This is a genomic window from Monashia sp. HAY1-11D (assembly GCF_056868035.1).
Genome location: NZ_CP200320.1, coordinates 1297917 through 1310901 on the forward strand (window position 1 = coordinate 1297917; position 12985 = coordinate 1310901).

At 75.7% G+C, this 12985-nt stretch carries 12 protein-coding genes and 1 riboswitch; of the genes, 2 read left to right on the plus strand and 10 right to left on the minus strand.

Translation table 11 applies throughout. The annotated features are described in order from the left end of the window. Positions 1-8: 8 nt before the first annotated feature. The 5 genes from mptB to AC1VM9_RS06080 all read right to left on the minus strand — a co-directional run bounded on the left by mptB (position 9) and on the right by AC1VM9_RS06080 (position 5951). Entirely contained in the window at positions 9-1781 is a 1773-nt protein-coding gene (gene mptB / locus AC1VM9_RS06060; protein WP_483121772.1) for a polyprenol phosphomannose-dependent alpha 1,6 mannosyltransferase MptB, read from the minus strand. After that, positions 1774-2370, minus strand: coding sequence for a histidine phosphatase family protein (locus AC1VM9_RS06065; RefSeq protein ID WP_481339550.1), 597 nt, complete (start codon positions 2368-2370; stop codon positions 1774-1776). Before AC1VM9_RS06065 ends, mptB begins: the two co-directional genes overlap by 8 nt. A gap of 1 nt (position 2371) precedes the next feature. After that, positions 2372-2869: a hypothetical protein gene (locus AC1VM9_RS06070; protein ID WP_481339547.1), complete on the minus strand. Its 498-nt coding sequence runs from the start codon at positions 2867-2869 to the stop codon at positions 2372-2374. A gap of 101 nt (positions 2870-2970) precedes the next feature. After that, a complete protein-coding gene (locus tag AC1VM9_RS06075; RefSeq protein WP_483121775.1) occupies positions 2971-5328 on the minus strand; it encodes an ATP-binding cassette domain-containing protein in 2358 nt (785 codons plus the stop codon). 8 nt (positions 5329-5336) lie between these two features. Further along, positions 5337-5951 (minus strand): ECF transporter S component, encoded by a 615-nt coding sequence (locus AC1VM9_RS06080; RefSeq protein WP_481339540.1) that lies wholly within the window; start codon positions 5949-5951, stop codon positions 5337-5339. 68 nt (positions 5952-6019) lie between these two features. Next, positions 6020-6135: riboswitch (TPP riboswitch) on the minus strand. Positions 6136-6200: 65 nt separating this feature from the next. Between AC1VM9_RS06080 and AC1VM9_RS06085 the strand changes: the two genes are divergently transcribed. Continuing rightward, entirely contained in the window at positions 6201-6665 is a 465-nt protein-coding gene (locus AC1VM9_RS06085; protein WP_481339538.1) for a DUF4235 domain-containing protein, read from the plus strand. A gap of 18 nt (positions 6666-6683) precedes the next feature. On the opposite strand, the gene AC1VM9_RS06090 is transcribed toward AC1VM9_RS06085, so the two are convergent. After that, positions 6684-7397 (minus strand): response regulator, encoded by a 714-nt coding sequence (locus AC1VM9_RS06090; RefSeq protein WP_483121778.1) that lies wholly within the window; start codon positions 7395-7397, stop codon positions 6684-6686. Next, on the minus strand, positions 7394-8677 hold the full coding sequence (locus tag AC1VM9_RS06095; RefSeq protein WP_483121780.1) for a sensor histidine kinase: 1284 nt from the start codon (positions 8675-8677) through the stop codon (positions 7394-7396). Before AC1VM9_RS06095 ends, AC1VM9_RS06090 begins: the two co-directional genes overlap by 4 nt. A 265-nt stretch (positions 8678-8942) precedes the next feature. On the opposite strand from AC1VM9_RS06095, the gene AC1VM9_RS06100 reads away from it, so the two are divergent. Beyond that, entirely contained in the window at positions 8943-9152 is a 210-nt protein-coding gene (locus AC1VM9_RS06100; RefSeq protein ID WP_481343205.1) for a DUF1918 domain-containing protein, read from the plus strand. Between the two features lie 10 nt (positions 9153-9162). On the opposite strand, the gene hutI is transcribed toward AC1VM9_RS06100, so the two are convergent. From hutI to AC1VM9_RS06115, 3 genes are read right to left on the minus strand one after another with little or no spacing between them, the layout of a single operon-like run. Then, a complete protein-coding gene (gene hutI, locus AC1VM9_RS06105) occupies positions 9163-10368 on the minus strand; it encodes an imidazolonepropionase (RefSeq protein WP_483121782.1) in 1206 nt (401 codons plus the stop codon). Beyond that, positions 10365-11711, minus strand: coding sequence for a formimidoylglutamate deiminase (locus AC1VM9_RS06110; protein WP_481343203.1), 1347 nt, complete (start codon positions 11709-11711; stop codon positions 10365-10367). Before AC1VM9_RS06110 ends, hutI begins: the two co-directional genes overlap by 4 nt. Beyond that, a complete protein-coding gene (locus AC1VM9_RS06115; RefSeq protein WP_483121784.1) occupies positions 11711-12964 on the minus strand; it encodes an allantoate amidohydrolase in 1254 nt (417 codons plus the stop codon). Before AC1VM9_RS06115 ends, AC1VM9_RS06110 begins: the two co-directional genes overlap by 1 nt. Positions 12965-12985 lie beyond the last annotated feature (21 nt).

The following is a 12985-nucleotide window of genomic DNA, read 5'->3' on the forward strand; positions in this document are numbered from 1 at the left end:
CCACGGCGTCAGGACCGGCTCCGAATGTCTCCATTCCGTAACCGGACATCGGCCCTTGGCCGGTTGGCCGGCCGGAGCAGGGGCCGGGACAGGTCGTGCAGGGGTGGGTCGAGGCGTCGGGCCGCGCGGCCGGCGAGCACGATGAGCACGACGAGCGCGACGAGGTCGAGCGGCACCCCCACGACCGTGGTCGTCAGGCCGAGGCTGTAGCCCTCCGGCAGCGTCATGAAGCACACGACGGTGGCGAGGACGGCGAGCGGCTTCTCGGCGCGCGCGGGCGACGGGACCGGTGACGGGGCCGGCGACGGGACCGGCGACGGACCCAGCGCCACGGCGAGCACCGGCAGCACCCACAGGAGGTACCAGGGAAGGAAGACGGGGGCGAGCACGACGACGGCCAGCATTCCCCAGCCGAGGGAGCGCACGACGCGGGCGGTGTCGTCGGACGCAGCCCGGCGGCCACGTCGACCCGAGGCCCGGCGTCCGGCGGGCCCGGTCGACGAGGTGGGCACGGGCGGCTTGGCGGCCCCGAGCCACACGAGGACGAGCAGGACCGCGAGCACGACGAGGGCCACGGTCCGGGCGGCGTCGATGGCGGGCTCGCGCCAGCCCGGCTGTCCGAGGACGGTGCCGAGGGCCTGCACGGCGATGCCGACGCCGGTGGGCAGCGACGTCCACTGCTCGTTGCGACCGGGCGTGCCACCCGGGTCCAGCCACGCGAACCCGAGCCGGGTGGCCAGGCCGCCGACCGCCATCGCGGCGCCCGCGACGAGCAGCGTGAGGAGCCCGGCGCGGACGATGCCCGGCCAGCGCAGCGGCCCGCTGCGACCGGAGCGGCGCAACGTGCGCCGCGCCCAGAGCAGCGCCACGAACGGCAGCGCGACGACCGCGGTCACCTTGACCATCGCCCCCAGCGCGACGACGACGCACGCGGCCACGAACCGCCCGGGCAGGGCGAGCGCGAGCCCGCCGAGCACCGCGGCGACCATGAGGGCGTCGTTGTGCGCCCCGCCGACGAAGTGCGCGCCGACGAGCGGGCAGGCGACGGCGAGCCAGGTGGCGCGGGCGGGGTCGGTGCCGAGGCGCCGCGCGAGGTCGGGCACGGCCCAGCCGATGACCACCACGCCCGCGACGGCGAGCAGCCGGAGCAGGAGCAGCGCCACCCACAGGTGACCGCCGGACACGGACGCCACCCCGCGGGCGAGGAGCAGCCACACCGGGCCGTACGGCGTCGGGGTGTCGAGCCAGGTCGGTGCCGTCGAGAGCCGCCAGTCCGAGTCGAGCTCGCGCACGGTGTGGTCGTACGGGCTCAGTCCCTCCGACCACAGCAGGCCCTGCGCCGCGTACGAGTAGAGGTCGCGGCTGTAGAGCGGCACGGACGCGACGAGCGGGACGAACCACAGCGCCGCCGTGGTCTGCCACCAGCCGACCGTGACGCGCGCCCACCGCAGCCGCCACCACGCGACGACCAGCCCCGCCATGGCGAGCAGCGCGACGCTCGCGAGCAGCGGTGAGCCGCCGGTGTCACGCCACCACCGCACGCCCGGCCAGAGCACGCCGCGGTTGAGCGACGGGCGGGAGCCGGCCCCCCACGAGGCGGCGGCGAGCGCGACGGACGACGCCACCCCGGCCCACCGCCAGCGGCCGGGTCGGAGGCGCCGCGAGGCCGCGGCCAGGGAGGCCACGCGGTCGGGGTCGTCGCTCACGAGGCGCGCCCCCACGTCGCGGACCCACCCGGCGCGGGACCGCTGCGGCGCGGTGGGCCGGGACGCGTCAGCCATGCGTGACCGGCTCGTCGCCCCACGCGAGGAGGCGCCAGCCGGCGTCCGGGTCACCCTCGAGGGTGACGACGTGGGTGTTGTCGACGCGACGGTCGTCGAAGAACGACCCGGGCAGGCCGAGGGAGGCCGCGCACCAGACGCGCATCGCGGCACCGTGGCTCACGGCGAGCGCCGACTCGTGGCCGTCGGCGACGATGCGCGCGATGGCGGCGTCGTAGCGGGCGAGGAACTCGGCGCCGCTCTCGCCGCCCGGGATGACGTGGAAGGGATCCTCGCGCCACCTCACGAGGGCGTCGACGTACGGCTGCCACTCGGTGGACATCTCCCAGTCCCCGGCCTGGATCTCGCGCAGGCCGGGCAGGACGACCATCTCGAGGCCGAGCTCGGCAGCCAGGGGTGCGGCGGTCTGCTGCGTGCGCACGAGGTCGGAGGTGTAGATGGCGGCGAGGTCCTCGCCGCGGAGGCGCTGGGCCAGGGCGTGGGCCTGGGCCCGTCCCTCGTCGGTGAGGTCGAGGCCCGGCACCGCGGTGTCGAGCTGGCGGGCGACGTTGGCGTGGGTCTGGCCGTGGCGCACGAGGAAGAGCCGCACGTCACTGGTCCTTGACGGTGACGCCGGTCAGGCACTCGACGCCCTTCTTCGGGCCGGTCCAGAACCTCTCGACCGACACGGGGGCGCTCTGGCCCGCCTGGAGCGGGACGTCGACCTCCTTGCTGACGACCTCCGAGCCGTCGGCGGTCTTGACGATGAAGACGGCCACGGTGAAGGTGTGCTGCTCCGTGTCGGGGTTCTTCAGCGTCCCGGTGAGGTCCCACACGTCGCCGGCGCCAGGCGCGCACCGGACGCCGCTGAGGCTCGAGCCGGCGTCGAAGAGGCCGCCGTCGCCCGCGGCGGACGGTGTCGGGTCGTCGGTGGTGGTTGCCGTGTCGGGCAGGATCGTCGGCTGGACGGCGACGCTCACGGTCGGGGCGAGGCTGTCGTCGGGGTCCGACGGCGTCGGCTGGCCGCAGGCCCCCAGGACGGCGGCCACGAGCACCAGCGGGACGGCGCCCGCGAGCGACCTCGGGACGAGACGACGGGGACGCGGCACGGGTCCACCTCTTCCTGCTGTGCTGCGGCTGGGGCTGCGGCGCGGGAGGGCGGATGACCCGACCCGGCGCGGTTCGCGCCCATTGTGCCCCGCGTCCCTGTTCAGGGCAGGAGCAGGCGCGCGGCCACGCCGGACGCGATGAGGACGAGGCCCGCGAGCACCGCGAGCGTGTCGGCGGCCCGCCACGGCGCGGGCCCCGCCCACGTGCGCCGGCGCGCCTCGGCGAAGCCGCGGGCGTCCATGGCGAGCGCGAGCGCCGCCGCCTGCGTGAGCGCGCCGAGGAGCAGCCCGCCGGTGACGACGACGGCCTCCCGGCCACGCGCCACGGGCCCCGACCGGGCGCGGACGCCACGAACCCGGCGCGTCGTCATCAGCTCGCCCCAGAGCACGTCGAAGGACTGGAGCCGCTGGAGCGCCGCGGTGGCGGCGACGACCGGTCGGGCCGGCAGCCGCAGCCGCTGGGCGAGGTGGTCGCCGAGGGCGTCCGGGTCGACGGCGCCGACGACGACCGCCGAGGGCACCAGGAGGGCGAGGACGCGCAGCGCCGCACCGGCCGCGACCTCGAGGTCGCGCCCACCGAGCAGCCAGGCCGACCACGCGACGCCGACCACGGCCAGCGCCGCGGGAGCGAGCCGGGCGAGGACACCGCGCAGGCGCCCGGCCGGACGACGCCCCTGCCCCGGCGCGAGGAGGGCGAGGGCGGCCAGCGCTCCCTCGACGACGAGGACGGCGAGGCCCTGGCGCCACGTGTCGAGCAGCGCCGGCAGCGGCAGGACGCACAGCGCGGCGAGGACGAGGGCGAGGGGGCCGGCGCGGGCGACGAGGGTGCGCCGCTCGGGCACGGGGTCCGGCGGCGGCTGCTCGGGTCGGCCGACGGTGCGGACGCGGTCGGCCCGGGCGACGACGCCGGGGTCGTGGGTCGTGACGACGACGGCGGAGCCCTCCCGGCGGGCGGCCTCGAGGACACCGGTGACCGCCGCCCACGTGAGCCGGTCCTGGCCGACGGTGGGCTCGTCGGCGAGCAGCAGCGCCGGACCGTGGGCGACGGCCGAGGCCATGGCCAGCCGACGCTGCTCCCCACCGGAGAGCCGGCGCGGGTCGGCGCCCGCGAGGTGGGTGAGCCCGAGCGCGTCGAGGACCGCGTCGGCGCGGGCGGCGGCCGCCGACGGATCGGCTCCGAGCGCCCGCAGGGTGGTGAGCACGTCGTCCCGGACGGTGCTGCCGACGACGGCGGTCGCGGCCCGCTGCGGCACCCAGGCCACGACGCGCGCGAGGTCGGGCGAGGCCCAGGCGTGCGGCGGCTCGACCCGCGCCCGGGAGGCGTCGTCCCCCGGCACGAGCGGCAGCGCCACGTCGACGCGTCCGGCGGCCGGCTCGAGGAGGCCGCCCAGGGCGGTCATGAGCGAGGACTTGCCGGCGCCGCTCGGCCCGACGAGCGCCAGCGTGCGCCCGGCGTGCGCCTCGAGGTCGGCCCCGACGACGGCGGTGGTGGTCCGGGCCGGCTCGCCGAGCCGACGGGTGCGGTGCTCGACGCCGACACCGACAGCCGCCGCGACGACGCCACCGTCGGGGACGACGCCGGCGGCGGCGCCGGGCAGGGCCGGCAGGTCGAGCGAAAGCGGCTCGGGGTCCCGTGCGCCCGGCACCCAGATACCTTGTGCGGCAAGGGCTTCCGCCTCACGCTCCAGCACTCGGCCTGGCGGGCCGTCGGCGACCACGGCACCGTCGGAGCCGAGCACGACGAGGCGGTCGACGAGGTGGACCCACCCGTCGAGGCGGTGCTCGACGACGACGAGCGTCAGGCCACGGCGCTGCACGACGTCGGCGACGACGCGTCGCACCCCCGCCGCCGTGTCGGCGTCGAGCATCGCGGTCGGCTCGTCGAGCAGGAGCACCGACGGCTCCATGACGAGCGCCCCCGCGAGGGCCAGGCGCTGCGACTCCCCGCCGCTCAGCGTCGAGGGCGGGCTCGACCACGGCATCGCCAGGCCGACCTCGTCGAGCGCCGTCTCGACCAGGGGCGGCATCCGGTCGCGGGGCAGCCGCACGTTCTCGAGCCCGAAGGCGACGTCACGACCCACCGTCGAGGCCACGACGCCGGCGCCGGGGTCCTGCAGGACCAGGCCCACCGACCCCGGGACCGCCTGAGGGGCAAGGCCCCCCACGGTCACCTCGCCCGACAGCTCACCGGCGTCGGCGGTGAGCAGCAGCCCGGCGACGGCGCGCAGCAGCGTCGACTTGCCCGACCCGCTCGGCCCGGCGAGCAGGACGCGCTCGCCGGGCTCGACGGTGAGGTCGAGGTGCTCGAGGACCGGCCGCGCCCGCCCGTACGGACGCCAGGTCAGGTCGCGGACCTCGACGCGGGCACCGACCGGAGCCGCGTCGAGGGCCGCTGCATCGAGGGCCGCTGCATCGAGCGTCGGCCGGTCAGCGGGGACGGCGCCGGACGGGCGGTGCACGAGGGACCTCAGGACGCGGTCCGCTCCCGCGCCTCCTGGCCCGGCGGGAACGCCGACAGCGCTCCGGCGCGCGCGAGCAGCCGCGTCAGCCCGACCGCGAGGAGCGAGCCGAAGACGGCCACCGAGCCACCGAGGAGGAACAGGTAGGCCACCTTGTAGCCCCAGCCCCAGTCGGTCCAGTAGGAGTACCACTCGTAGACGGCCTCGAGGGCGCCGCCGAGGAAACCGCCGACGAGCAGCGGCGCCCAGCGGTAGACGGTGTAGCCGAACAGGGCGAAGCCCAGCTCGACGCCGAGGCCCTGCGCGAGGCCCGAGACGACGGTGGTGATGCCCCACTGGGTGCCGATGAGGGCAGACACGACCGCGGCGAGCAGCTCGGTGAACACGGCTGCGCCGGGGCGGCGGATGACGAGCATCCCGACGATGCCGGCGACGAGCCACGGCCAGTTGAAGAGCGCGCCGAGCGGCGGGAAGCCGGCCGAGACGGCGTCGGACGGGATGGCGTAGACCAGCCCCCACGCCCAGTAGGCGACGCCGAACGCGACGGCGAGGAAGGCGCAGGTGAGCAGGTCGATGGTGCGCCAGCGGGTCAGCGGCCCGCTCGCGGTGATGGTGCTGGACATGGTGTGGCTCCCGGGTTTCCGATGGATACCTCGGGGAGGGCACGCCGCGGCGTCGTGACGCCGGCGGGTGACCTGAGATACCGACTTCCTTCGCCGGTGCTAACCGGAGCAGGTTCGAGGGTCTGCGGCTCGGCCGTGGGGCTGCCGCACTCTCAGCGCGTCTCGCGCTCCCCTGTCGTATGGGTGTGGGTGGTGCTGTTCAGTTGTCGGGGGTGACTCTACCCCTGACGCCATGGGTACAGTCACGCCATGGCACGGAGCGCGAAGAAGGCGAAGGGCGCGGCCTCGCGGGCGGTCGCGAAGGCGGACGACGCGAGGACCCACCACACGGCCGCCGGCAACGCCACGTGGAAGATGCTGAGCGTGGGGGCCACCCTCGTCGCCACCAAGGTGGCCACCGACGCCGCGCAGAGGGGCTGGAAGCTCGCGACGGGCCGCAACGTGCCGGTCAAGGGCGACTACGAGCGTGAGCGCACCCGCGACGTCGTCCTCTTCACCGCGATCTCGTCGATGGCCGTGGCCGCCGCCCGGGTCGCCGCCGAGCGCGGCGCGGCGACGTACTACCGTCGCTCGACCGGCCACCTGCCCAAGGCGCTCGAGGACGACCAGGTCGCGCCGAAGGACAAGAAGGCCGCCAAGAAGCTGGCCAAGGCCCGGGCCAAGGCCGAGAAGGCGACGCAGAAGGCCATCGAGAAGGCCACCCGCGGCCGCTGAGCGGAACCTCCGGCCGGCCTACGCGTCCCCGACGCGGACGAGGCCGGTCTCGTAGGCCAGCACGACCATCTGCACGCGGTCGCGCAGGCCCAGCTTCGCCAGGATCCGGCCGATGTGCGTCTTGACGGTCGCCTCGGCGAGGAAGAACGACGCGGCGATCTCGGCGTTGTTGAGGCCACGGCCGACGGCCTCGAGCACCTCCCGCTCGCGCTCGGTGAGGACGTCGAGCCGGTCCAGCCCGTCACGGCGGTCCGGCTCGTCGAGGACGGGCAGGAAGCGGTCGAGGAGCCGACGCGTCGGGCCGGGCGCGACGACGGCGTCGCCGGTGCGCACGGCCCGGATGGCGGCGAGCAGCTCGGCCGGTCCGGCGTCCTTGAGCAGGAACCCGGCGGCGCCGGCACGGAGCGCGGCCAGGACGTACTCGTCGAGGTCGAACGTCGTGAGGACGAGCACGCGCGGCCCGGATGCGCCGGTGACAGAGGCCGCGTCGACGATCCGACGGGTGGCCTCGATGCCGTCGAGGCGGGGCATCCGGACGTCCATGAGCACGACGTCGACGTCGCGGCCCGGGAGCAGGTCGAGGGCGGCCTGGCCGTCGCCCGCCTCGCCGACGACCTCGACGTCGGGCTCGGCGTCGAGGACCATGCGGAAGCCGGCGCGCACGAGGGCCTGGTCGTCGACGATCATGACCCGCACCGGGCCGGTCGGGTCGAGGGGTCGCGGCGGGGTCATCGGGCCCTCTCGTCGGCGGGGTGGGTCGGGACGGTGGGCGTGGTCGCCATCGGCACGGTGTGGTCCACGGGCCCGAGGAGCGGCCGGGCCGCCGACGGCTCGGCCGGTAGCGGCAGCGTCGCGAGGACCTCGAACCCACCGTGCGGGTGCGGCCCGGCCGTGAGCGTCCCGTCGTGCACGGCGACCCGCTCACGCATGCCGGCCAGTCCGTGCCCGCGGCCGTCGTCCGGGCTCGCGGCGCCGCGCCCGTCGTCGCGGACGCGCACCCGGAGGCGTCCGGGCTGCTGCACGACGTCGACGCGCGCCTGCGCGCCCGCCCCGGCGTGCTTGATGACGTTGGTCAGGCCTTCCTGCACGACGCGGTACGCGGCGAGGTCGAGCGCGACGGGGCGTGGCGCGCCGGTTCCCTGCACGCTCAGGGTGACGGGGACACCGGCGGCCCGGACGCCCGCGACGAGGTCGTCGAGCTGGTCGAGGCCACCGGTCGGGGTGAGCTCCGCGCCCGAGTCCGGGTCGCGCAGCACACCGACGAGGCGGCGGGTCTCGCCGAGGGCGTCGCGTGCCGTGGCGCCGATGGTCACCAGGGTGCGGGTCGCCTGCTCGAGGGCGCCCTCCGGCCGGCGCGTCGCGGCGTAGGCGGCACCGTCGGCCTGCACGACGATGACGGACAGGGCGTGGGCGACGACGTCGTGCATCTCGCGGGCGATCGCCGCGCGCTCCTGCTGCGCGGCGAGGCGCAGCTCCTGCTCACGCTCGCGCTCGACGCGTTCGGCCCGGTCCTGGAGGTCGGCGAGCCGCTGGAGCCGGGCGCGCTTGAGGTCACCGAGCGTCCAGGCCGACAGGGCGGCGGTCGCGCAGGCGACGAACGTGAACGCGACGGCGGGTGCCTCGAGGTGGGTCACCGACTCGGCCGTGAAGCGCACCGCGGCGATCGCCGAGGCGACCGCCGCGACCCCCAGCCCGGCCAGCCGGACCGGCCGCCGGCGCCCGTGGGCCGCGAGCGAGTACAGGGCGACGAGGAACGCGGTGTCGCTCGGCAGGAGGTCGCGGACGACGACGACGCGGAGCGCCAGGCCCACGCAGACGACCGTGAAGGCGAGCGTCGGACGGCTCCGGCGCCACACGAGGGCGAGGTTCGGCAGGCCGAGGAGCGCCCAGACGGGGCTGGCCGCGCCCGAGCCGAGCACGGCCACCGCGACGAACGACAGGAGCAGGGCCAGCGGCACGTCGAGCAGGAGGGGGCGCCGCTGCAGCCAGTCGTACACGGACCCCTCCCTCATGCGCCCGAGCCTAGGCGAGCACGCCGTCGTGGGGCGTCCGCCCGTGGTCGCACCGGTGTGGCCCGCGGGTGCGACCCCGGGAGGACGGACGCGTCGACGCCGACCGTCACGTCGCCCATGACGTCACCCGGCGCGGATCGGCGCGGATCGGCGCGGATCGGCGCGGACCTCTTCCCGCGCGACCCCCGGCGGTGGTGTGCTGGGACTGGACCCGGTCACGGGCTCCGCCCACGAGCACACAGGCACGGCACGAGGAGGTGCGCCCATGGACGCGAAGGTGGGTGACCGCATCACGATGGCGGCCGAGCACGTCGGCCAGTCGACGCGGGTCGGCGTGATCCGCGAGGTCAAGGGCGACGGTGGCGGGCCACCGTACGTCGTCGAGTGGTCCGACGGCCACACCGGCCTGATCCACCCCGGACCCGGCTCGGTGCTCAAGTGCGAGCCCGCGACCGAGGACGCCGCCCCGGGCTGACCGGCCGGTCTCAGAGATCGAGGCTGCGCACGACGGGCACGCCCGCGCGGTAGGACACGTGCAGGTGGCTCGGCCCGTCGACGACCGCGAGCTGCGCCGGCCGACCCGCCGCGACGCGCCGGTCCAGGCCCAGCGACCGGGCGGACACGGCCGTCGCGGCGTGCAGCGCCTCGGCCGGCGTCAGCCCCATCTCGCGCACGGCGAGGGCGATGGCGAACGGCATCGAGGAGGAGTAGCACGTGCCCGGGTTGCAGTCCGAGGCCAGCGCGACGTCGACCCCGGCGTCGACGAGGCGGCGGGCGTCCGGGTAGGGCGAGCGGGTCGAGAACTCGACGCCCGGCAGGAGGGTGGCGACCGTCGTGCCGCGCGCGGCGACGAGGGCCTCGACGTCGGCCTCGTCGAGGTAGGTGCAGTGGTCGACGCTCGCCGCGCCCAGCTCGCACGCGAGACGGACGCCGGGGCCGTGGCCGAGCTGGTTGCCGTGCACGCGCAACCGCAGCCCGCGCGCCCGGCCCGCCTCGAGCACGGCGCGGGACTCGTCGGCGTCGAAGGCGTGCGCCGAGTGCGGCTCGCAGAACACGTCGATGCTCTCGGCCAGGGCCGGACCGCCTTGGGGGACAACGGCATCGAGCATCGGGCCGGTGACGAGGTCGACGTACGCCGCCCGGTCGGCCGCGTACTCCGGCGGGACGACGTGGGCCCCGAGGAACGTCGTGTGGGGTGTCACCTCTCGTGCGATGCGCAGGGCGCGCACCTCGTCCTCGAGCGTGAGCCCGTAGCCGCTCTTGACCTCGACGGTCGTCGTGCCCTGGACGCGCATCTCCGCGACGCGGCCGCGCACGAGGGCGAGCAGCTCGTCGTCGGAGGCGGCTCGCGTGGCCTCGACGGAGACGCGGATGCCGCCGCCGTCGTACGGCGTCCCGGTCATCCGCGCCGCGAACTCGGCGGACCGGTCCCCGGCGAAGACGAGGTGCGTGTGCGAGTCGACGAAGCCGGGGATGACGGCCCGGCCACCGAGGTCGCGCGACCTGTCCGCGGCCGGCGCGTCCGCCCGCCGGCCCACCCACTCGAGGACGCCGTCGTCGGACACGACCAGCGCGGCGTCGCGCACGATGCCGAGCAGCCGGTCGCCCGGGTCGGACCCCGGCGGGAGCGAGTCGGAGACCTCGGGGTCGTTCGTCGTCAGCTCGGCGACACCGGTGATCAGCAGGCTCACGCGTGCACCCCGCCCGCCACACCGGCACTGAGACGCTCGATGGCCCCACCGAGGAGCCGCCCGACGTCACCCATCCGGTGCTGCCCGTCGCTGACGACGACCTCACCGCCGACGACGACGGTCGACACGTCCGAGGCCACGCACGAGTAGATGATCTGCTCGTGCGCCGAGCCGGCGGTGTTGACCGTGTCGGCGCGGACCGTGACGAAGTCGGCGAGGGCGCCCTTGCTCAGGTGCCCGCCGTCGGACCAGCCGAGCGCGCGGTACCCGTTGAAGGACGCCGCGAGGAGCAGGTCGTTGGCCGAGAACCGGTCGCGCTCGTTGGTGAGCAGGCGCTCGTGCATCTCGATGCCGCGCAGCTCGACGAAGGGGTCGATGATGACGTTCTGGTCCGAGCCGAGCGAGATGGGGCTGCCGGCGTCGTGCAGGGCGCGAGACTGGCCGATGCCGTCGGCGAGGTCGCGCTCGGTGGTCGGGCAGATGCAAGCGCCGGTGCCGGTGCCGCCGAGCAGCTCGAGGTCGTGCTCGGTCAGGTGCGTGGCGTGGATGCTCGTGAGGTCGGGCCCGAGCGCCCCGGCGCCGTCGAGCAGCTCGGTGGGGGTGCAGCCGTAGTACATCTGGCAGGCGAGGTTCTCCCCCGGCTGCTCCGACAGGTGCACGTGCAGCGGCAGGTCGCCGGCGGCCTCGACGACCTTGGGCAGGTCCTCGCGACGCACGGCCCGCACCGAGTGGATCGCCGCACCGAGGCGGACCCGGTCGGTCGGTCCCGGGCGAGCGGCCATGCGCTCGGCCCACGCGTCGACGGTGCCGTCGCTGAACCGGCGCTGTCCGGGGTGCAGCTCGACGTGCCCGCCGCCGTTGAGGCCGCCCTCGAGGTAGCACGTGTCGAGCAGCGTCAGGCGGATGCCGGCCTCCTCCGCGGCCTGCCGCAGGGCCAGGCCCATGGCGTTCGGATCGCGGTAGGCGTGGCCGCCGGGACGGTGGTGGACGTAGTGGAACTCGCCGACGACCGTGAACCCGGCCTGGACCATCTCGGCGAAGACGGCCCGCGCGAGCGTGAAGTAGGTGTCCGGGTTGAGCTGCTCCGCCGCGGCGTACATCTGCTCGCGCCAGCTCCAGAAGTTGCCGCCGCCGCCGTTGACGCGACCGCGCAGGGCCCGGTGGAAGGCGTGGCTGTGCGTGTTGGCCATGCCGGGTAGCGTGACGCCGGCCAGGTGCACGTCGCCGGGCTCCGGGTCGGCGTCGACGAGCACCTCCTTGAAGCAGCCGTCGGCCGTGACGAGTCGGACACGGTGGGCGAACCCCCCTGTGAGCCAGGCACTCTCGCACCAGAACGAGGTCATCAGGGGGTGTCCTTCCGAGCGGCGGGAGCGGTGGGAGCGGTGAGGGCGGTGACCACGGCGGTCAGGGCGCTGACGCCGTGGTGGCAGTCGTCGAGGTAGGCCGACTCCTTCGGCGAGTGCGAGACTCCCGTCGGGTTGCGGACGAAGAGCATCGCCGAGGGCACCCCGTGCGTGGCGAGGATGCCGGCGTCGTGCCCGGCACCGGTGCCGAGCAGGGGCGCGGCGGGCAGGACGGAGCGCAGCTGCTCGACGAGGTCCGCGTCGAAGGTCGTCGGCGGCGTCCACGACTCGATGGTCGTCTCCCCTCCGGTGCGCATGGCGTCGCCGGCGACCGCCTCGACGACGGAGCGGACGGCGTGCTCGGAGCGGCCGCGCGCGTCGAGCCAGGCCGTGACGTGGCTCGGCACCGCGTTGACCCCGCCCGGCTCGACGACGACCTTGCCGACCGTGGCGACGCAGCCGAGCGCGGTGGCGTAGGAGCGGGCGGCGTGCACGACGTCGGCCAGGGAGATCATGGCGTCGCGGCGGTCCTCGAGGCGGGTCGTGCCGGCGTGGTTGGCCTCGCCCGGCAGGTCGATGCGCCACCGGCCGTGCGGCCAGATGTCGGTGCCGATGGCGACGGCACGCGCGTCGTCGGACAGGTCGTCGGTGCCGTCCGGGGCGAGGGCGAGCGCCTTGCCCTGCTCGATGTGCAGCTCGACGAACCGGCCGACGCGCCGCACGGTGTCGGGGTCGGGACCCATGGACGCCGGGTCGCGGCCGGCCTTGCTCCACGCCTCGGCCATGGTGACGCCGTCGCCGTCGGCGAGCGAGCGGGCGCGGTCGGCGTCGAGCTCGCCGGTGATGATGCGGGAGCCGGCGCAGGCGACCCCGAAGCGGGCCCCCTCCTCGTCGACGAAGTTGACGATGCCGAGGGGCACGTCCGGCTCGACGCCGGCGGCGCGCAGGTCGTCGACGACGGCGAGGGCGCTGACCACCCCGAGCGGCCCGTCGTACGCGCCGCCGTCGGGCACCGAGTCCAGGTGCGAGCCGATGACGACGCCGGGCGTCGTGTCGGGGTCGCCCCACCAGGCCCACTGGTTGCCGGCGCGGTCCTCGACGACGTCCAGGCCACGGGCGGCACACTCGGCGGCGAACCACTCCCGCAGGTCGTGGTCGGTCCGGGTCCACGCGTAGCGCCGGTAGCCTCCGGTGTCCCTGTGGCGGCCCACCGGCTCGAGGCCGGCCCACATCCGGTCGAAGCTCGTCGTCACGTCGTCGTCACCTCGTCCACT